Annotated in this window: 20 protein-coding genes; 11 read left to right on the plus strand and 9 right to left on the minus strand. The window is 69.1% G+C overall.

The genetic code is table 11. The features are described from left to right. Positions 1-162: 162 nt before the first annotated feature. The gene (locus ML01_RS10655; RefSeq protein ID WP_058555374.1) at positions 163-1863 is read left to right on the plus strand and encodes an FAD-dependent oxidoreductase; all 1701 of its coding nucleotides are present in this window, start codon (positions 163-165) and stop codon (positions 1861-1863) included. A gap of 100 nt (positions 1864-1963) precedes the next feature. Beyond that, positions 1964-2107 (plus strand): hypothetical protein, encoded by a 144-nt coding sequence (locus ML01_RS28600; protein WP_156427650.1) that lies wholly within the window; start codon positions 1964-1966, stop codon positions 2105-2107. Positions 2108-2243: 136 nt separating this feature from the next. On the opposite strand, the gene ML01_RS10660 is transcribed toward ML01_RS28600, so the two are convergent. From ML01_RS10660 to ML01_RS10685, 6 genes are all read right to left on the minus strand, one after another. Next, the gene (locus ML01_RS10660; RefSeq protein WP_058555375.1) at positions 2244-2990 is read right to left on the minus strand and encodes an ABC transporter ATP-binding protein; all 747 of its coding nucleotides are present in this window, start codon (positions 2988-2990) and stop codon (positions 2244-2246) included. Beyond that, positions 2990-3598 (minus strand): DUF2796 domain-containing protein, encoded by a 609-nt coding sequence (locus ML01_RS10665; protein ID WP_058555376.1) that lies wholly within the window; start codon positions 3596-3598, stop codon positions 2990-2992. Before ML01_RS10665 ends, ML01_RS10660 begins: the two co-directional genes overlap by 1 nt. A gap of 34 nt (positions 3599-3632) precedes the next feature. Continuing rightward, the gene (locus ML01_RS10670) at positions 3633-4088 is read right to left on the minus strand and encodes a Fur family transcriptional regulator (RefSeq protein WP_058555377.1); all 456 of its coding nucleotides are present in this window, start codon (positions 4086-4088) and stop codon (positions 3633-3635) included. Positions 4089-4222: 134 nt separating this feature from the next. Continuing rightward, the gene (locus tag ML01_RS10675) at positions 4223-5065 is read right to left on the minus strand and encodes a metal ABC transporter permease (protein WP_058555378.1); all 843 of its coding nucleotides are present in this window, start codon (positions 5063-5065) and stop codon (positions 4223-4225) included. Continuing rightward, complete coding sequence (locus ML01_RS10680) at positions 5058-5858, minus strand: metal ABC transporter ATP-binding protein (protein ID WP_058555379.1); 801 nt, start codon at positions 5856-5858, stop codon at positions 5058-5060. The genes ML01_RS10675 and ML01_RS10680 overlap by 8 nt, the downstream gene beginning before the upstream one ends. Positions 5859-5860: 2 nt before the next feature. Further along, positions 5861-6859, minus strand: coding sequence for a metal ABC transporter solute-binding protein, Zn/Mn family (locus ML01_RS10685; protein WP_254045213.1), 999 nt, complete (start codon positions 6857-6859; stop codon positions 5861-5863). 602 nt (positions 6860-7461) lie between these two features. On the opposite strand from ML01_RS10685, the gene ML01_RS30160 reads away from it, so the two are divergent. The 8 genes from ML01_RS30160 (at position 7462) to ML01_RS31315 (ending at position 16764) form a co-directional block, all read left to right on the plus strand. Beyond that, positions 7462-13170, plus strand: coding sequence for a DUF1800 family protein (locus tag ML01_RS30160; protein ID WP_058555380.1), 5709 nt, complete (start codon positions 7462-7464; stop codon positions 13168-13170). Between the two features lie 5 nt (positions 13171-13175). Further along, positions 13176-14576: a DUF1501 domain-containing protein gene (locus tag ML01_RS10695; protein ID WP_058555381.1), complete on the plus strand. Its 1401-nt coding sequence runs from the start codon at positions 13176-13178 to the stop codon at positions 14574-14576. Between the two features lie 233 nt (positions 14577-14809). Further along, positions 14810-15061 carry a type II toxin-antitoxin system VapB family antitoxin gene (locus tag ML01_RS10700; protein WP_058555382.1) on the plus strand — a complete coding sequence of 84 codons (252 nt, stop codon included), beginning with the start codon at positions 14810-14812 and terminating at the stop codon, positions 15059-15061. Beyond that, the gene (locus ML01_RS10705) at positions 15058-15444 is read left to right on the plus strand and encodes a type II toxin-antitoxin system VapC family toxin (protein ID WP_058555383.1); all 387 of its coding nucleotides are present in this window, start codon (positions 15058-15060) and stop codon (positions 15442-15444) included. The genes ML01_RS10700 and ML01_RS10705 overlap by 4 nt, the downstream gene beginning before the upstream one ends. A 163-nt stretch (positions 15445-15607) precedes the next feature. Further along, positions 15608-16165 (plus strand): hypothetical protein, encoded by a 558-nt coding sequence (locus tag ML01_RS30540; protein WP_254045215.1) that lies wholly within the window; start codon positions 15608-15610, stop codon positions 16163-16165. Continuing rightward, positions 16077-16274 (plus strand): UPF0175 family protein, encoded by a 198-nt coding sequence (locus ML01_RS10715; RefSeq protein ID WP_254045214.1) that lies wholly within the window; start codon positions 16077-16079, stop codon positions 16272-16274. The genes ML01_RS30540 and ML01_RS10715 overlap by 89 nt, the downstream gene beginning before the upstream one ends. Beyond that, a complete protein-coding gene (locus ML01_RS30170) occupies positions 16271-16450 on the plus strand; it encodes a hypothetical protein (RefSeq protein ID WP_216819153.1) in 180 nt (59 codons plus the stop codon). Before ML01_RS10715 ends, ML01_RS30170 begins: the two co-directional genes overlap by 4 nt. Positions 16451-16638: 188 nt before the next feature. Then, a complete protein-coding gene (locus ML01_RS31315) occupies positions 16639-16764 on the plus strand; it encodes a DUF3368 domain-containing protein (RefSeq protein ID WP_216819154.1) in 126 nt (41 codons plus the stop codon). 233 nt (positions 16765-16997) lie between these two features. On the opposite strand, the gene ML01_RS10725 is transcribed toward ML01_RS31315, so the two are convergent. The 3 genes from ML01_RS10725 to ML01_RS10735 all read right to left on the minus strand — a co-directional run bounded on the left by ML01_RS10725 (position 16998) and on the right by ML01_RS10735 (position 19552). Next, entirely contained in the window at positions 16998-18269 is a 1272-nt protein-coding gene (locus tag ML01_RS10725) for an ammonium transporter (RefSeq protein ID WP_058555386.1), read from the minus strand. A 25-nt stretch (positions 18270-18294) separates the two neighbouring features. Beyond that, the gene (locus tag ML01_RS10730; RefSeq protein ID WP_058555387.1) at positions 18295-18633 is read right to left on the minus strand and encodes a P-II family nitrogen regulator; all 339 of its coding nucleotides are present in this window, start codon (positions 18631-18633) and stop codon (positions 18295-18297) included. A gap of 82 nt (positions 18634-18715) precedes the next feature. Next, positions 18716-19552, minus strand: a complete 837-nt coding sequence (locus ML01_RS10735; protein WP_058555388.1) for a TorF family putative porin — start codon at positions 19550-19552, stop codon at positions 18716-18718. A gap of 306 nt (positions 19553-19858) precedes the next feature. Between ML01_RS10735 and ML01_RS10740 the strand changes: the two genes are divergently transcribed. Continuing rightward, complete coding sequence (locus ML01_RS10740) at positions 19859-20131, plus strand: accessory factor UbiK family protein (RefSeq protein WP_058555389.1); 273 nt, start codon at positions 19859-19861, stop codon at positions 20129-20131. Positions 20132-20172 lie beyond the last annotated feature (41 nt).

The raw sequence follows: 20172 nt of genomic DNA on the forward strand, positions 1-20172 counted from the left end.
GAACGCCGCGCCCGATTGCGCAACTGCATGTCGGCACGGCAGGGCAGGGAGGACACTGTGCCCTGTTGGTCGCGAATGTCTGCCGCGGTGCGCACCGGACAAGCCCGTGCGTGCGCGGCATCGCGGCTGTCCGGCAGTCCCCGCGCAAGAGGAGCGTCCCGCATGTCTTCCAGTCAGCTTCGCATCGTCGTCATCGGCGGCTCCGCCGCCGGCCCCAAGGCCGCCGCCAAGGCCCGCCGGATGGACGAGCACGCGAGCATCACGTTGGTCCAGCGCGAGCCGGACCTGTCCATGGCCTCCTGCGGCTTTCCGTACTACGTCGGTGGCACCTTCGACGACCGCAACCTGCTCATCTGCACGCCGGCCGGCATCGTTCGCGACCCGGCCTTCTACGGCAAGGCCAAGGCCATCGACGCCCGCGTCGAGACCGAGGCGCTGGCCGTCGACCGCGACGCGAAGACGGTCACCTGCGAGCACCTGCCGAGCGGCGAGCGCTGCACACTGCCCTACGACCGCCTGATCATCGCCACCGGCGCCTCGCCGATGTGCCCGTCGGCACCGGGCTTCGAGCTCGACGGCGTGCTGACGCTGCACTCCATGGCCGACGCCGACGCGCTGCGCGCCGTGCGCGACGAGCACAAGGCCACCAAGGCCATCGTCGTCGGCGGCGGGCTGATCGGCTTTGAGGTCTGCGAGGCACTGCGCCTCGCCGGCATCGACACCACCGTGGTGGAGAAAACCACGCAGATCCTGCCCTTTCTGGACCCGGACTTGGCGAAGCTGGTGGAGAACCACATCCGCGCCCACGGGCCGGACATCATCGTCGGCAACGGCGTGGCGGAGTTCCTGGGCGAGGACGGCAGCCTTGTCGGCGTCAAGCTCGACAACGGCACCGAGCTGCCGTGCCAGGTGGCCGTGGTCGCGGTCGGCGTGCGGCCCAACGTCGGCCTGGCCATGGCGTGCGGCATCGAGATCGGCGACACCGGCGGCATCCGCGTCAACGAGTGCATGCAGACCTCGGACCCGGACGTCTATGCCGTCGGCGACTGCGTGGAATGCACCTCGCTGATCACCGGTCAGAAGCTCCGCGCGCCCTACGGCGACATCGCCAACCTCCAGGGCCGCGTCGCCGGCCGCAACGTGGTCCACGAGGGTTCCGCGCGCTTCCCCGGCATCACCCAGACCGGCATCTGCAAGATCTTCGACTACACCGTCGGTTTCACCGGCCTGTCCGCCCAGCGTGCCGCCGAGGCCGGTCTCAGTGTCGAGACCGCGACCATCTCAGGGCTGGATATCCCGGTGTTCATGGGCGGCAAGCTCCTGATCAGCAAGATGGTGGCGGAGCGCGGCAGCGGGCGCATCGTCGGCTTCCAGTGCATCGGGCCGGGAGACGTGAGCAAGCGCGTCGCCGTCGTCGCCACCGCCATCCGCGGCGGTCTCACGGTGGCCGACATGGTCAACGCCGACCTGCCCTACGCGCCGCCGTACTCGCTGGCGCTGGACCACGTCATCGTCGCCGCCCATGTGCTCGAGAACAAGCTGGAAGGGCGCATGCAGGGGCTCTCGGTCAGCGAGGTCAAGCAGCGCGTCGACAGCGGCGCCGACTGCTTCCTGCTCGATACGCGAAGCCCTGCCGAGTTCGAGCAGATGCGCCTCGGCGTCGGCGAGACCCTGATCCCGCTCGGCGCCCTGCGCGACCGACTCGACGAGCTGCCGCAGGACAAGGATCGCGAGGTCATTCTTTACTGCAAGATCTCGCTGCGTGGCTACGAGGGTGCCGCAATCCTCAATGCCCACGGCTGGCGCAACGTCAAGGTCATGGAAGGCGGGCTGATGGCTTGGCCGTATCCGCGGGAGAAGTAGGGCGGGCGCGTCCACGCTCGCGACGCGGCGGTGCCGGCTTCACGCGGGACCTGGTGAGCGGCTTTTTCGCGCCGGGCGCCTGCTCGGGCAGGCGCCGCTGGTGTACGGGCATGCGCTGATTCCCGGCACCGCCCTGCTGCCGGACCTGCCGCCGGTGGACGTGGTGCTGTACCGCGCCCGGCAGACGCGCATCGGCGATCTGTTGGCGCAGCGCTTTGCGGAGACGCCGCCGCGGGCGGCCTGAGGGTGATGTCGGTGGTCGATGTCGCGGGGTTTGGCGTGATGGGCTGCTCCGCGCGGTGCCGGTAACGCGTGCGATCCCGATGGTCCGAGCGCTCGGATTCAGCTCCCGGCCTGCCGAGGCAAGGCGGAACGGGGCATCAGCGGCGGTCGGCGCGATTCGCCTGCACGAGCTTCAGCGTGCGGTCGAAGAGCGGCTCCAGCGAGGCGTCGTGGCTCACGAACACCAGTGTCGCGCCGCTCATCGCGCATTCGTCGAAGAGCAACTGCACGAAGGTGCGGCGGCGGTCGGCGTCGAGCGATGAGGTCGGCTCGTCGGCGATGACGAGCTCGGGCGCGCCCATCAGCGCGCGGGCGGCGGCGACGCGCTGCTGCTGGCCGACGCTGAGCGACGTGACCGGCTCGCGTAGCAGTTCCCGGTCGGCAAGGTCCAGATGGCCCAGCAGCCGCTTGGCCTCTGTGCGCAGGTCCGGCGAGCGCGCCAGCGCGCGCTCGCGGCGCAGCGCCGAGAAGCGGCAGGGCAAGAGCACGTTGTCGACGATGCCCAAATACGGGATCAGGTTGAACTGCTGAAAGATGTAGCCGATGTGATCGGCGCGGAAGCGGTCGCGCGCCGCGCCGGACAGGCCCTCCAGTGCCTGCCCGAGCACCTGCACGCTGCCCGCCTGCGCCACGGTGACGCCGGCCAGCAGCCCCAGCAGCGTACTCTTGCCGCTGCCGCTCGGCCCCTCGATGAAAAGCCGCTCGCCGCGGCCGACGGCGACGTCCTCCAGCACCAGGATCTCCGGGCCGCGGCGGCGCCAGCGGAAGCGCACGCCGTCGAGCCGGACCACGGGTTCCGGCGCGGCGGCGGGCGCCGCATGCAGCTCCCGCGGCGCGGCGAGCATCAAAGCTCCAGCTCGTGGCGGTCCGGGGTCAGCTCCGCGCCGCGTTGGCCGGCGGAGGTCACGAGCTGCACGCGGAGCTTCTCCTTGCCCGGGAACACTTCGAATAGCTTCACGTCCAGTTGGTTCAGCGAGGCGGGCTTCGCACAGGTAAAGGCCCACTCGGCATGGGCGTCGGCGTGGGCTTCATCGTCGCCGCCGCTATCGCCGTGGTCGTGTCCGTGCGCGTGGCCCTCCGGCTCGCCGAGGTCCAGCGTCACCTGGTGCGAGATCTGCGCGCACTCGGCCTCGGGATTCGGCACGAACAGCGCGGCCCCGTCTTCGAGCTGCTTGCGCGCGGCGTCGATGGCCGCGCGCTGCTCCGCGGTGCGCGGCGGGTGCTCGAAGCCGACAATGTTCATCGCCGGCGTGTTCAGCTCCACCAGCAGCGAGTCGGCGTCCACGGCGACGTTCAGCTCCGCGACGCCGTGCACGTGCGCGCCATGTTGGCGATGCTCGTGCCCGTGCCCGTGGTCGTGGTCGTGATCATGCTTGCCGGCGACGGCGGGGATGGCGAGGCTCGCCAGCAGGGCTAGCAACACCGGGCGGGGCAGGGTGCGGGTCGGGGTCATGTCAGCTCCTCTTGCTGTGGGGATGTGGCATTGGTCAGTCGGTGCCCCTCTTGGTCGCGCAGAGCGAGCAGGTGCCTATGACCTCGACAATGGGCCGGGTGGGCCGAAAGCCGGTCTCGGAGGCCACGGAGGCGAGGCTGCCGGCGATGGCCGCGTCCTCCAGCTCCGTAACGCCGCCGCAGCCGTCGCAGATCAGAAACTGGCTCACGTGCGGGTGCTCCGGGTGCGTGCAGCCGACGTAGGCGTGCAGGGTTTCGAGCTTGTGTACAAGGCCTTGGGCGAGCAGCCAGTCCAGCGCGCGATACACGGTCGGCGGTGCCGCCGTGCCGCCGTCGCGGATGTGGTCCAGGATCTCGTAGGCGCCCACCGGGCGCTCGGCACGGCACACCAGCTCCAGCACCCGGCGGCGCTGGGCGGTGAGGCGCACGCCGCGTTCCGCGCAGAGTGACTCGGCGCGGGCGAGTGCGTTGTTCAGGGTGTCTTCGTTCATCTGCGCGCAGGCTCGTTTGGGCGTGGCTAGGCTGCTTGTCCTTAGGCTGTGCGTGGTCGTTGCGTTGTCGTCGTCGCCTGCGACGCCGACCAGAAACGCCGCCTTCATCCAAGCAGGCTGCGGCTCGTCTCCGCTCAGGCGTCGGGCCGCGGCGCCCGCGCCCGGCGCGCGACGCCCGCCGTGAGCGCCGAGACCAGATAGAGCGCGCCCGCCAGCAGAATGATGGTCGGCCCCGGGGGCAGGTCCGGCGCATAGGACAACGCGAGCCCGCCGCTGGTGATGGCCGCACCGAGCAGCGTCGCCGCGACCATCATGCCGGTGATGGAATGCGTCCATTGTCCGGCCATCGCCGCAGGCAGGGTCAACAGCGCGATCACCAGAATCAGGCCCACCACCTGAATCATCAACACCACGGTGAGGGCCACCAGCACCAACAGCAGCAGGTACAGCGCCGCCACGGGCAGGCCGCGCAGTCGCGCGAAGTCCTCATCGAAGGCGACCGCGATGAAGTGCCGGTACAGGAGCGCCACCACCACCAGCAGCGCCAAGTCCAGGAACCCCATGAACCACAGCTCGCGGGTCGGTACCAAGAGAATGTTCCCGAACAGAAAGCTCATCAGGTCCGTGGTGTAGCCCGGCGTCTGCGCGATGAACAGGATGCCGACGGCCATGCCGATGGCCCAGAGCGCACCGATGGCGGTGTCCTCGCCGGTGTGCCAGGTGAGCCGCACCCAGCCGATCAGCAGCGCCGAGATTACCGCGGCGGCAAGCGCCCCGAGCAGCGGGTCGAAGCCGAAATAGAGCGCCGCACCCATGCCGCCAAGCACGGAGTGGGCGATGCCGCCGGCGAGAAACGCAATACGCTTGACCACCACGAAGGGGCCGATGAGCCCGCAGCCGATGCTCGCGAGCAGCCCCGCCAGCAGCGCCTGGCGCAGAAAGGGCTGCTCGGCGACGGCGACGATGAATTCACCCATGGTCGCTGACCCGCGCGGGCTCGGTGTGGCCGTCGGCGTCGGCGTGCGGCTCGCCGTGGCCGTGGCTGATGTGGCGCACGCGCTCGCCGTAGAGATCCTGGATCATCTGGCCGTCGATGCGCTCCGTGGTGTGGCATACGAGGGTGCGGTTGAGGCACGCGACGCGGGTCACATAGCCCGAAATGAAGGCGATGTCGTGGGAGACGACGAGGATCGTTAGCCTGCGGTTCAGGTGGGCCAGCAGCTCGAAGATCTCGCCCTCCAGGCGCTGGTCGATGTTGGCGGTGGGCTCGTCCAGGATCAGGAGCTTGGGCTCCGCCACCAGCGCGCGGGCGAGCAGCACCCGTTGCAACTGGCCGCCGGAGAGCGTGCCGATCTGGCGCGGCGCCAGGTCCAGTGCCTCCACCTCGTCCAGCGCCGCGGCGGCCGCCCGGCGGTCCGCGCGGCTCCAGGTGCCGAGGCGCCAGCCCAGGCCGAAGCGGCCCATCAGCACGACGTCCTCGACGCCGATGGGAAAGTCCCGCTGGAAGCCCGGGTGCTGCGGCACATAGCCGATCTGCCGGCGCGCGCGCCGCGGCGACTCGCCGAAGACGCGGATGCGCCCCGCGCGCGGCCTCAGCAGCCCGAGGATGAGCTTGAGCAGCGTGCTCTTGCCGCCGGCGTTGGGGCCGACGATGCCGAGGAACTCGCCATCGGCGATGGTCAGTGTCACGTCGGACAGCACCGGCACCGCGCCGTACGCGAACTGCAGGCCGCTGATCTCGACCGCGGGCTGGGCGTGCGGGGGCGTCACCGTCAGCGGGTCTCGGCTTGGCCGGCGGCGCCGTCGGTATCGCCGTAGGCGCCCACCAGAATGTCCGCGAGCCGATGCAGCGCCCCCGCGTAGTCCGTGGCGAGCGGGTCCACCGGCTCGACGCGGCCGTCGATGGCCTTTGCCACCTGCTGCGCGGCGCGCTGGTCGAACTGCGGTTGCACCAGGATGACGCGGGCGCCGCTCGCCTGCGCCTGCTCGATCAGCGCGGTCAGCCGGCGCGCGCCGGGCTCCTTGCCCTGATATTCGATGGGGATCTGCACGAGCGAGTAGGCGTCGGCGAAGTAGCCCCAGGCCGGGTGATAGACCAGAAAGCCACGCCGTTCCAGGCCGGCGAGCTTCCGCGTCAGCTCGGCGTCCAGGGCTGCTAGCTCCGCGTCGAAGGCGGCTTGATTGGCTGCGTAGGCCTCGGCGCCGGCGGGGTCCAGCGCGCTGAGCTGCTCGCGGATGGTCATCAGCATCTGCCGCACCAGCCGCGGGCTGGTCCAGACGTGGGCGTCCATGGCCTCGCCGTCGTGCTCCGGGGCCTGGTCGTGCCCGTCGTCTTGAGCATGCTCGTGCTCGTGCGCGTCGGCATGACGATGGGCCGCCTGCGGGCGGAGCCTCAGCCCGTCGCGCAGATCGACAATGGGCATGTCCGGGTTTGCCGCGGCGATGCGCTTCATCCACGCATCCTCGAACGGCATGCCGACTCGAAAGTACAGGTCCGCGTTTGCGAGCGCCGTGATCTGCCGCGGCGTCGGCTCGTAAGTGTGCGGGCTGTGGCCCGGCTGCACCAGCGAATGCACGCTCACCCGCTCGCCGCCGACGCGCTCGACGAAGGTCGCGAGCGGCAGCACACTGACGAAGGCATCGAGCGTGGCGGCGACGGCCGGGACGCCCGGCAGCAGCGCGAGCAAGAGCAGCGCGAGCGCGCGGGGCCGTAGGCATGCGCCCGCGCGGCGCGGTGGACAGGCTCGGTGGGATGGGGTGTTGGAGATCACGGCGCTCGGCACCTGTGGGGTGAAGGGGAAGACCGGCTGCGGATTCTGCCGGGCGGGGCGCTGTTATCGCCGTCCGCGCGAGCGTAACAGTATAACGCTCCGCGCAGGGCGCGCCAGGGGCCGCCACGAGCCCCAGGGTTGCCGGAAGCCCAAGCACGATGGGGGCTACTGCCCGATCTGCCGGCGACGGGCGGTCGGCGATCGATGCGAATGGGCAAGATGTCAAGTGCCGCGCAGCATCGGCCGCGGGCGGTTCGCGCCGACTGTCAAGAACATTTCACAGTCAGGCGCGGCCACAGATCCGAGAAACGAGACCGCCGTCACCATTGCCATTGCTTTGCTTGGGTATCGTGCGCGGATCGTGGAAGCCGACCGACGAGCGTGCGCCGTGCCCGGTCGGGCATCCGCCCTGCTTAGGTCATTAGCCGGAGATTTCGATGCCCGCGCCGGAACACCTCGCCCCGCAATCCCCTCGCCGGGGACGCCCTGATGGCGCGTCTGCGTCGCCCGCATCGCCGATCTCGCCGCGGCGCCGACCGCGTCGCGCGCTGCTCGGTGCGGCGACGCTGGCTGCCTGTGCACTCTTCACTGCCGACGTTGCGGTGGCGGTGTCGGGCGCAGCACCGGCACCGGCCGAGACGGTGGGCGGCGGGGTCTTCTACAACTGGTACGCCGGGCGCTTCTCCGCGCTGCCGGACTTCGACGCGCTGACGCCGTCCGGCTACGGCGTCGCGCCGGGTTTCAGCATCGACACCTTGCCGCAGCGCGATGACTTCGCGGTGCGCTACAGCGGCTACCTGAGCATCCCGGAGCCCGGCGAATACCGCTTCTACACGCGCTCCGACGACGGCAGCGAGCTGCTGCTCGACGGCGAGCGCATCGTCGACAACGACGGCCTGCACGGCATGCGCACGCGCTGGAGCCAGCCCCTGCTGCTCGCGGCCGGCGACTATCCGATCACGGTCGGCTTCTTCGAGGCCACCGGCCACGAGGGCCTGGAGGTGGGCTTCGAGGGACCGGACGGCAGGCTCCGGCAGATCGACCCAGGGCTCTTGGCCTTTGACGCGGCGCAGATGCCCCAGCCGCGCCCGGCGGACGACACGGCGGACCTGGACCTGTATCCCGGCGTCGCCTACGGCTGGTATGCCGGGCGCTGGGACCGGCTGCCGGACTTCGCGGCGCTGACGCCGGACTTCCTCGGGGTCGCGGACGGCTTCGACAGCGGCGTCTCGCTCGCGCGCTATCGTTTCGCGCTGCGCTTCCAGGCCTACATCGAGGTGCCGGAGGACGGCATCTACACCTTCTACACCAGCTCCGACGACGGTAGCGCGCTCTACGTCGGCGACCGCCGCGTGGTGGACAACGATGGACTCCATGGCCCGCGCGAGCGCGCCGGCGCCATCGCGCTCGCGGCGGGGCTGCACCGCATCACCGTGGACCTGTTCCAGGACGGCGGCGGCGAGCTGCTGGACGTGGTCTGGTCCGGTCCCGGCTTCACGCGCGCGCCCATCGCGGCGGAGGCGCTCAGCTTCGCCCTCGACATGCTGCCGCCGCTGCGCGAGCCGGTGACCCCGGACGAAGACCTGCTGCCCGGCCTCGCCTACCGCTACAGCGAGGGCAATTGGGACAGCATGCCGGACCTCGACGCCGAGGCGGTGCTGGAACATGGCGTCATCGCCGTGCCAGGCCTTGAGCCGCGCATGGCCACGGACCGCTATGCCTTCTCGTACCGGGGCTACATCGAGGTGCCCGCGGACGGCGTCTACGCCTTCACGCTGGCCTCCAACGCCCCGGCCAAGCTCTGGATCGGCGCGGACGACGACGCCGAGCTCGTCGCCGAGCTGGACAAACACCGCAGCGGGCAGCAGGACCTGGGCGCGCTGCCGCTCGCGGCCGGTGTCCACCCGATCCGCATCGACTACTTCGAGCGCTGGGGCGGCGATCTGCTGTCCGTCAGCCTGCAGGGACCGGGCGACGACTCCGCGCAGCCGCTGCCGGCGGCGGCGCTGTTCCACAGCCAGTCGCAGCTTCCGGCCTATCTCGCGGCAGCGTCGCCGGACGGCGGGCTCACCGGCGGCCTCGCCTACACCTACTACGAAGGCGACTGGCGCACCCTCGACGCGATGCAGCCGGAGCAGGTCCGCGCCCACGGCATCGTCGACGGCTTCCGCCTCGACCCGCGCGAGACCGACGACAAATTCGGCTTCGTCTACGAGGGCTGGATCGACATCGACCAGCCCGGCTTCCATCGTTTCTTCACCAACTCCGACGACGGCTCCAGGCTCTGGATCGGCGATGCGCTGGTGGTGGACAACGACGGCCTGCACGGCCCGCAGGACGCCTGGGGCAGCGTCGGGCTGGAGGCCGGCCTGCACCGCATCCGCGTCGCCTTCTTCGAGCGCTGGGGCGGCGAGACGCTGACGGTGCGGCACGCGCCGCCCGGTGCCGAGCCGGCGGAGATCCCGTTGACACGCCTGGGCCACTCGGCGGATCAGCTACCGTCGCTAATCGCCGCGCTGCCGGAGCCTGCGGACCTCAGCGCCGGCCTGGCTTACGCCTTCGCCAAGGGCGACTTCAAGGCGCCGCCGGACTTCGCAACGCTGGAACCCTCGGTGCATGGCGTCGCCGACGGGCTCGACCTTGGCGTCGCGCCGACCGGCGACAAGCTCGCGCTCAAGTACACGGGTTTCATTCGGGTGCCGCAGGCGGGCTTCTACCGCTTCTTCGCCACCGCCGACGACGGCGCGGCGCTCGTCATCGCGGGCCAGCCGGTCCTCGTCGGCAGCCGCAATCGCGAGGCCTTCGGCAGCCTGGGGCTGGAAGCCGGCCTGCACGCCTTCGAGCTGGTCTATCACCAGCGCTGGGGCGACAAGGCGCTCGCGCTGTCCTGGCAGTTGCCGGACGGCACCGCGGCGGCGATCCCCGCCACGGCGTTCAGCCATACGACGGATCAGTTGCCCGCGCTGACGGCGGCGGTCACGCCGCACGGCGACCTCGCGCCCGGCCTCGCCTATCGCCAATACGAGGGCTCCTGGAGCCGGCTGCCCGACTTCGCGACGCTGACCCCGACCACCCTCGGCGTCAGCCCGGTGCTGGACCTCGCGCGGGCCACGACGGACCGCAAGCTCGGGCTGCGCTTCGACGGCTACCTGCGCGTACCCGAGCGGGGCTTCTACCGGCTCCACCTCACGTCCGACGACGGCTCCCGGCTCTGGCTCGGCGATGAGCTGATCGTCGACAACGACGGCCAGCACGGGCCGCGCGAGATCATGGGCGCCATCGGACTTGAGGCCGGCCTGCACCCGATCCGCGTGGACTTCTTCCAGAGCTGGGGCGGCATGACGCTGGCACTGGAGATGACCGGCCCGGACGGCGTCCGCGTGCCGGTGGCCGCGGCGGACCTGTTCCACACCGCGGACCAGCTTCCGGCCCTGCGGGCGGCGGCAGCCGCCCCGGACGCGCCGCCGGTGTCCGGCGCGCTGCCCGGCCTGGCCTATGAGCTGTATCTCGGCCAGTGGAGCGCGCTGCCGGACTTCGCTGCGCTCGCGCCGGACGGCGTCGGCATCGCCACCGCGCCGGACCTGGCCAGCATCGGCCAGACGGACAAGTTCGGCGTCCGCTACCGCGGCTGGCTGCGCATCGACGCCGCCGGCTGGTACGACTTCCGGCTCGGCTCCGACGACGGCAGCCGGCTCCTGATCGGCGACGCGCTCGTCATCGACAACGACGGCCTGCACGGCTATCGGGAGGTCGCGGGCGCCGTCGGTCTCGAAGCCGGCTGGCACCCCATCGAGGTCCAGTTCTTCGAGCGCCACGGCGACGAGCGCCTGACCCTCGCGCTGCGCGGCCCGGCCGGCGACTTCGGCCCGCTGCCGGCGGACGCGCTGATGCTCGACCCCGCCCTGCTGCCGGACCTGCAGGACGCGGGCGCCAACGCGGCCAACCTCATCGGCGGCGTCGACTATGCCTACTACGAGGGCCGCTGGTCCGTGCTGCCGGACTTCGCGGCGCTGACGCCGGTGGCCACGGGTGTCGTAGACAGCTTCACGCTGGCGCCGCGGCTCAAGGACGACAACTACGGCTTCGTCTTCAACGCCTACATCGACATCCCCGAGTACGGCCATTACGAGTTTTGCACGCGCTCGGACGACGGCAGCAAGCTCTACATCGGCGACACCGAGGTGGTGGACAACGACGGGCTGCATGCCGCGCGCACCCGCTGCGGGCGCATCGGGCTCGACCGCGGCCGCCACGCCATCCGCGTGACCTTCTTCGAGCGCGGCGGCGACGACAGCCTGGAGGTGACCTACTCGGGACCGCGCTTCGGCACCACGGCCGTCACCGCGGACGTGCTGTTCCGCATCGACCCGGCCATCGGCGAGCCGGGCACGGCACCGGACGGCGGCCCCATCAGCACGGTGGCCAACGCCGACCCGACGCCGGCGCCGGACATCGCCGGCACCGGCATCGGCCAGGGCCAGTCCATCACCATCGCCGTGCTCGCCAACGACAGTGACCCGGACGGCGACATCCTGGTGCTGACCGGCGCCGACTCGGCGACAGCGGCCGGTGCCGCCGTCGTCGCCGAGGACGGCCGTCGTCTGGTCTACACGCCGCCGCTCGGCTTCGTCGGCACCGACGCCGTGAGCTACAGCGTCGGCGACCGCCGCGGCGGTTCCGCCTACGGCACGCTCACGGTGGAGGTCGGCGCCGGCGTTGTCCCGGTCATGACCGCCGAGGAGGCCGTGCGCTTCCTGAACCAGGCCACCTTCGGCGCGACCCGCGAGGACATCGCGACCGTGATGCTCATGGGTCCGGAGGCCTGGATCGACGCGCAGCTCGCGCTGCCCGCCAGCGGCCACGAGGGGCTGTTCGATGAGCTCCGGTCCCTCGCGCCGAATGCCGACAACCGCCAACTGCGCATCAACGCCTGGCTGCGCCACGCCGTCGGCGCGCCCGATCAACTGCGCCAGCGCATGGCGTTTGCGCTGTCGCAGATCTTCGTGGTCGGCGACCTGGGCAACGTGCTCGCCACCGACGCCGGGGCGCTCGGTGCCGTGCACTACTACGACATGCTCGTGGACGGCGCCTTCGGCCCCTATCGCACGCTGCTCGAAGGCGTGACCCTGCACCCGGCCATGGGCTTCTTCTTGGATAGCGCCGGCAACGTCAAGGAAGACCCGATCACCGGCACGGTGCCGGATGAGAACTACGCCCGCGAGGTGCTGCAGCTCTTCTCCATCGGCCTGTGGGAGCTGTTGCCGAACGGCGAGCAACTGCTCGACGCCGACGGCAAGCCCATCCCGAGCTACACCGGCGAGGACATCATGCAGTACGCCCGCGTCTTCACCGGCTGGGACTATGCCACCGAGGCGCTGCCGGACAAGTGGCGCCTGCCGATGGTGCTGGACCCGGGCGAGCACGAGCAGGGCGAGAAGCGGCTGCTCGATCCGGCGGTGCGCGGGCAGCTCGTCGTGATTCCGGCGGACCTGAACCTGATCACCGGCGACCCGACGGCGGACCTCGCCTGGACGCTGGACAACATCGCCGCGCACCGCAACGTCGCGCCCTTCATCGGCCGGCAGTTGATCCAGCGCTTCGTCACCAGCAACCCGAGTCCGGACTATGTCGGTCGCGTCGCAGACGCCTTCCGCAACAGCGGCGGCGACCTCGGCGAGACCATCCGCGCCGTGCTGCTGGACCAGGAGGCGCGCACCGGCACGCCGGACCCGCTCGATGGGCTCTTCGCCGACGCCGAGCCGGGCAGCGAGGCGGCACTGCCCCGCGCCTTCGGCAAGGTCAAGGAGCCGTTGCTGCAGCTCACCGGGCTCTGGCGTGCGCTGGGCATCGACCCGGACGAGACCGCGCTGACGGTGGCCGAGCTGGCACCGCTGGGCCAGGTGCCGCTGTCGGCGCCCTCGGTGTTCAACTTCTTCCAGCCGGACTATCAGGCGCCGGGGGAGATCGCGGCGCTCGGCCTGGACTCGCCGGAGCTCCAGATCATCACCGAGCAGCAGATCACCGGCGCCGTGTCGATCATGGACACCTGGACGCTCGGGGCGACGCAGAACGGCGCGGACTGGTACGACCTGTCCATGGAGCTGGCCATGGCGGACTCCGGGGCGGCGAAGATCGTCGAGCACCTGAGCCTGTTGTTCCTGGGCGGGGAGATGTCCGACACGCTGCGGGAGGTCCTGTATGACCAGGTGTTCTACGACTACGACCGCCAGGGCGAGAGCGGGCGCCTGACCCGGGTGCTGGCCGCCGTCTACCTGATCGTCACGTCGCCTGAATATCTGATCGAGGAGTAATCGACATGCGCAACACCATCGACCAACGCGCGCGCCGGCGCTTCCTCGGCCAGCTCGGGGCGCTCGCCGGCGCCGCCGCCCGGCCCACGGCGGCGCTGTCCGCGCTCGGCCTGCTGAACGCGAGCCGGCTCGCCGCCGCGGCGGACGTGCCCGGCGACTACAAGGCGCTGATCTGCATCTTCCTGTTCGGCGGCAACGACTCGCACAACTGCGTGATCCCGTCCGACCCGGCCGGGCACGCCACCTACGCGGTGTCCCGGCGCGGGCTCACGATCCCGGCGGAGGCGCTGCTGCCGCTGCCGGACGCGATGCATCCGGACCCGCTCGGGCGGACCTTCGGGCTCAATCCGGATATGGGCGCGCTGAAACCCGTGTATGACGCCGGCCGGCTCGCCGTCACGCTCAGCGTCGGCCCGCTGGTGGAGCCGCTGACCAAGGCAACGTACCGCAGCGGCGGCCGGCGCCCGCCGAGCATCGGCTCGCACTCCGACCAGCAGTTCCAGACCCAGACCTGCGGCATTTTTGCGTCGGATGCCGGCTATACCGGCTGGCACGGGCGGCTCGGGGACTATTTCTTCGGCCGCAACATCGGGCTGTCCACGTTCACCAACGTGTCGCTGTCCGGCGACAACGTGATCCAGGTCGGCGAGCAGGTCATGCCCTACGCCGTCAACACCAATGGCGTGCTGCAAGTGCCGGTGAGCCGCTTCGTCTCCGGCAACCTTCAGGGTCGGCTCGACGCCGGGCGTCGGGCGCTGCTGTTCGCCACCAGCCACGTCTTCGACGGCGCCTACAGCGAGACCAAGACGCGCGCGCTCGAAGGCAACCAGGCCCTCGCCGAGGCGCTGGTGAACGCGCCGGAGATCCCGGGCTTCCCGCCCGGGCGGCTCGGTGCTCAGCTCAGATCCATCGCGCAGATCATGAGCGTCGCCTCGACCATCGGCATCAGCCGGCAGACCTTCTTCGCGTCCATGGGCGGCTTCGACACCCACTCCGACCAGAACAACCGCCACCCGCAGCTCATCCGCGAGCTCGCCGACGGCATGGCCGCCTTCGACGCCTGGGCACAGGCAAACGGTCTCGGCGACCAGGTGACGACCTTCACAGCGTCCGAGTTCGCGCGCACCTTCGCGCAGAACGGCAACGACGGCACGGACCACGCCTGGAGCGGCATTCAATTCGTGCAGGGCGGCGCCGTGAACGGCGGGCTCTACGGGCGCATGCCGGACCAGACCATCGACGGCGATGACGACATCGGCGGGCGCGGCCGCTTCATCCCGGACACCGCGGTGGACCAGGTGGCCTCCACCCTCGCGCACTGGTACGGCGTACCGGCGGACGACCTGCCCGTCATCTGCCCGAACATCGGCAACTTCGACGCCGATGATCTGGGGTTCATGGCCTGAGACCCGTGCTGCCGGCATCCTGCCGGCAGCAGGCAGCCCCGGGCTCCGCAGTGCAACCGCAACCAACCTTGCCCAGCAACCGACGCGCCCGACCCGCCGGCGCGCCGGCCTACCCCGCACCGCTTGAGGCGTTGTGCCGGCGGCGTTCATCGCGAAAAGATGCCTGACGCGCCGCGCCATGGTAGAAAGTGCGGCGTATCTTCTACCCGTACCTCTTGCCATAGAGCATGCCAATGTCGCTCAACATCAAGAGCACCGAGGCGGACACGCTGGTGACCGCGCTCGCCGATCTGACCGGAGAGACCAAGACCCGCGCCGTGCTTGTTGCAGTGAAGGAGCGCTTGGAGCGGATCAAGCGCCGTCAAGACCAAGAGGCACTGAGCGCCGACCTCATGCGTATCGGCAGGCGCTGTGTCGGCGATGATCACGGACGACACATCGATCACGCCGAGCTGCTCTATGACGAGCGCGGATTGCCGAGATGATCATCGACACCTCTGCCATACTCGCGATCCTGTTCCAAGAGGCTGATGCGGAGCGTTATGCGAACGCCATCGCTGGCGCCGAATCGCGCAGAATGTCCGCGGCGAGCTTCCTGGAGGCCGGCATCGTCGTGGACAATCAGCTCGGTGCCGCCGCGGGGCGGCAACTAGATGCGCTCGTCGCGCGCGCGGACATCGGGATAGAGCCCGTGACCCGAGAGCAGGCCGTCATCGCACGCCAGGCCTACCTGGACTACGGCAAGGGCAGGTACCCCGCCAAACTCAATTTCGGTGATTGCTTTTCCTATGCCTTGGCCAAGACGACCGGCATGCCGCTGCTGTTCAAGGGGGAAGACTTTTCCAAGACAGACCTATCAGCGGTTTAGACTTTAACCGCCGGTGCGGAAGCTACTCTCGTATACCTTGGAACCCTCGTCTCTTTCTTCGCTGGTTGCTCCATGCCCACGCCCACCCGCGTCCCAGAAACTCGGCGTCTCAGCGAAGTCCTTCCCGCGGGACGACGAGGGCGGACTGGAATTCGCCAGGATCGTGGATCTCCTCCCGTTTCATGAGGCCAGGCGCGAAGGCCGCACCTTCAACCTGTTCACCAACCGCGCTGGCGACTATGGCGGGATGGACAGTTTCGCCGACGGCGGACTGCGGATCGCCAGCCGTATCGGCTATCAGTACGAGTTCTATCCGTCGCCCCTCAGTAACGAGCATCGCGCCGAGATCAAGGCCGCGATCGCCAAAGCACAACAGGCCCAACAGGGAAGAAAGCAGAGGCGCCGACTGTCCAAGCTCGTGAGCGTGACGCCGGATGACCTAACCGTGACGCGCTCGCAGGTGCCCGGGCGCACGACGGCCACGGCGAGCCGGCTCGACGTCGGAGTCGTCGTGGACGACCTGCCGGGACCAAACATTTGGGAGCAAGAGACCAATGGCCATCGTGTCACTATCCGTGCCGGATTCGGCACTGTCCGCCTTACGGCGTTCTCCGGCCGAGCTCGGCCGCGAGCTGAAGCTAGCGGCAGCCATCCACTGGTACGGGCGGGGCCTGTTGTCACAGGAGCGCGCTGCGGAGCTGGCGGGAATGAACCGCCGTGACTTCATTCGCGCCCTTGCGCGAGAAGGGGTCGACGTCTTCCATGTGGACGACGACGGCCTCGCCCGGGAGCTTGGTCAGGACACGGGCGGACCCAAGACGAATCAATGACTGCCATCGCCCCCCGCTTGGTCGTCAACACTTCGCCGTTGATCCACTTGGCCGAGGCGGACCTGCTGAACCTGTTGCAGGAGGCCGCGCCAATCATCTGGATACCGGAGCCGGTTGCCGCGGAAATTCGAGCCTACGGACCCGGGGATCCAACCGCACGGGCGCTCGCCGCCTAAGATTGGCTGGCGGTTCGACCGGTTCCGCCATCCTCTGCCGAGGTACAAGCATGGGACTTGGGACCGGGAGAAAGCGCGGTCATTGAGCTCGCACGGAGCTTCGCCGACAGCACGGTCGTGATCGACGACTTGGCGGGGCGCCGCTGTGCCGAGCGTTCGGGCTTGCGTTGCGCGGGACTGTCGGGCTGGTGCTTGCCGCAAAAAGGGCCGGTCGCCTCCCGGTCGCACGTCCGGTGTTGGAGAGATTGCGCGACAACGGAATGTACCTGTCCGACGCGGTATTGCAGCGGGCGCTGCGGTTCGTGGGGGAATAGGCCAGACCTGTAGCCGCATCGGGCTGTACAGGAGGCGGAAGGCACGCACGGAATCCCTCGTCATCCGGGACGGGAATAGGGTTACCTCGGTCAAGCCTCGGACCCGCCTCGACCTTCTCGATCTCGCGGCGCATGCAAAGTGGCGCCTTTGCGGCAACCAACGAAAACGGGGCCCGAAGGCCCCGCTGCAAGCATGAGCGCGCGTCCCTGCGCGGTCTGTTCGGTGGTGGGCGTCAGCTCGCGCCGCGGGTACCGACGAACTCCGGATAGGCCTCCAGGCCGCACTCGCCGACATCGACGCCTTCGTATTCCTCCTCTTCGCTGACGCGGATGCCCATGATCAGCTTGATGAGCAACCAGACGATGAAGGAGGTGATGAAGACCCACGCGAGGATGCTGCCGAGGCCGATGGCCTGAGCGGCAAAGCTGGCGTCGGTGTTGGTGATTGGCACCGCCATCAGGCCCCACATGCCGACGACGCCGTGCACCGAGATGGCGCCGACCGGGTCGTCGATGCGCAGCTTGTCCAGCGTCACGATGGCGAAGACGACGATGACACCGCCGACGCCGCCGATGAGCGTCGCCGCGAGCGGGGTCGGCGTCAGCGGCTCCGCGGTGATGGCCACCAGGCCCGCCAGCGCGCCGTTCAGCGCCATGGTCAGGTCAGCCTTGCCGAACAGCAGGCGCGCGGTGATGAGCCCGAACACCAGGCCGCCCGAGGCCGCCATATTCGTGTTGACGAAGACGCCGGCGACTGCGTTAGCGTTCTCGATGCTGGAGACGACGAGCTGCGAGCCGCCGTTGAAGCCGAACCAGCCGAGCCAGAGGATGAAGGTGCCGAGTGTGGCTAGCGGCAGGTTGGCGCCGGGGATGGCGTTGATGCTGCCGTCCTTGCCGTACTTGCCCTTGCGCGCACCGAGCAGGATCACGCCGGCGAGTGCCGCCGAGGCGCCGCACAGGTGTACGAGGCCGGAACCGGCAAAGTCGTTGAAGCCGATGCCGTCGAGCCAGCCGCCGCCCCACTTCCAGTAGCCCTGCACCGGGTAGATGAAGCCGGTCATGACCACCGCGAACAACAGGAAGGCCCAGAGCTTCATGCGCTCGGCCACGGCGCCGGAGACGATGGACATGGCGGTGGCGACGAACACCACCTGGAAGAAGAAGTCAGACAGACCCGAGTAGTAGGTGTCGCCGTCGCTGCCGAGCACGGCTTCCACGCTGTGGTCGTTGGCCGCGTCCAGGAACATGAATGACCAGGAGATCTCTGGAATGATGCCGTTGCCGCCGGCCGGGTACATGATCCCGTAGCCGATCAGCATGTACATGATCGAGGCGATGGCGAACAGGGCGACGTTCTTGGTCAGGATCTCGGCCGTGTTCTTGGCACGCACGAGGCCCGCCTCGAGCATCGAGAAGCCGGCGGCCATCCACATGACGAGCGCGCCGGAGATGAGGAAATAGAAGGTGTCTAGGGCGTAGGCGAGTTGAAGTTCTGGCGATTCCACTTAGGTTTACCTCCGTCTTTGGCGCTCAGAGCGCGTCCGGACCGGTCTCACCGGTGCGGATGCGGATGACTTGTTCCAGGTCGGAGACGAAGATTTTGCCGTCGCCGATCTTGCCCGTCTGCGCGGCGCTGGTGATGGCCTCAATGACCTGATCCACGAGCGGGTCATCGACCGCGATCTCGACCTTGATCTTGGGCAGGAAGTCGACGACATACTCGGCGCCGCGGTACAGCTCTGTGTGGCCCTTCTGGCGGCCGAAGCCCTTGACCTCGATGACAGTGATGCCGGACACGCCGATGTCCGCGAGGGCCTCGCGGACATCGTCGAGCTTGAATGGCTTGATGATGGCTGAAATCAGCTTCATGGTTTGCGCTCCTTGGACGGGGAAGCGCCGGGCCGCAAGCGGCCCGGCGCACGGGGGGTGGACGGATCAGGCCCGGTGCTGATTAGAACTCCTTCAGCCAACCGACCCAGAACTTGGGATCATCGTCATAGGTATCGCGGGCGATCTGGTCGTAGTTGAAGCTGAAGGTGCCGAAGTCACCCGCTTCTTTGCTGATGCTTACGCCGCCGTGGCCATAGTCGACGCCGCCCTCCTTGGTGTCGAAGTCGTAGTAGCCGCCGCGCAGGCTGAGCCCGAAGTCATAGGGCAGGCCGACATCGATGGAGCCGTAGTAGTACATGTCGCCTTCGGAATAGGGCGCGTCGTCGTCCGCTTCGCCCCACGCGGTATAGGCGAGGCCGGCGGTGAACCACTTGTACGTGCCGCTCGCGCCGATCTCCCAGAAGTCCACGTCGCGGCCGTCCGGGTACGCGTAGTAGATGGTGCTGAGGCCGAAGCTCAGATCGTCGTTGACGGCGAAGTCGTAGCCCGCGTAGAGATCGAGCTCGTAGTTGGGCGACGGATCACCGCCGGTGGTGCCCGTGCCGGTGCCGACAACGACATAGTTGCCGTCGGCATCGGTGACCGGTAGACCCGTATCCGGGTGCATCGGGACGTAGCCCGTCACGTCGGTGGTCACGTCCTGCGTGCCGTTGTCCCAATCGACGTTCGACGCCCAGGTGCCGACGTAGAAGCCGCTCTCGTGGCCGACGTCGATGCCGCCCTGGATCGCGGGTCCGTCCCCGGTCTGGGTCGCGCCGCGCCAGATGTAGTTAGACACCGCGCCGATGTTCGCGCTGACGGCCCAAGGATCGGCGGCGAAGGCAGGACCCATGGATGCCAGCGAAGTGGCGGCCAGGGTACCGGCGGCGGCTGCCGTGCGGAGGAATTGTGTTTTCATGCTGTCTACCTCTAGGGTGCTGCCGGGGCCTCTGACCATCGTCGGCCCCATGTCATTCGCCGCAGTGGGCGGATTCCGTTGACGAGCAATGCACTTGCTGTGCCAATCCCGCATGTACCCAAAAGCCAACGCTTACCGGCTTCTTGTAGCGGATCAGCAACACATGATCGCACCGTTCTGGTGCAGTGATGGGGTGAAGGACCCGAGATCGCGCACGAAGATCGAGCACGGGTGCGCCGGAACGCCGCGCAATCCGAAGCCCTATAATCCGTTTCAATCCACGTCACGACCTTTGGAGATTGCCTCATGTTGGACCCGAAACAGCTCGACGATATCGCGCGCCGGCTCGCCGAGAGCATGCCGGAGGGGCTTAAGGTGTTGCGCGAAGACCTAAGCCGCGGCTTTCGCTCCACGTTGGAGAGCGGCCTCGGCCGGCTCGATCTCGTGACCCGGGAAGAATTCGATGTGCAGGCGGCGGTGCTCGCCCGCACGCGCGCCAAGCTCGACGCGCTGGCCGCCCGGGTTGCCGAGCTGGAGGCCGCCGGCGGCCCCGGTACGGCGCCGCCGCAGGCGGGCTGAGCGAACAGCGCCGGGACGGCACCGCCGCCCGCGCTGGCCTG

Origin of the sequence: Thiohalocapsa sp. ML1 (assembly GCF_001469165.1) — a bacterium.
In the GTDB taxonomy this organism is placed as follows: domain Bacteria; phylum Pseudomonadota; class Gammaproteobacteria; order Chromatiales; family Chromatiaceae; genus Thiohalocapsa.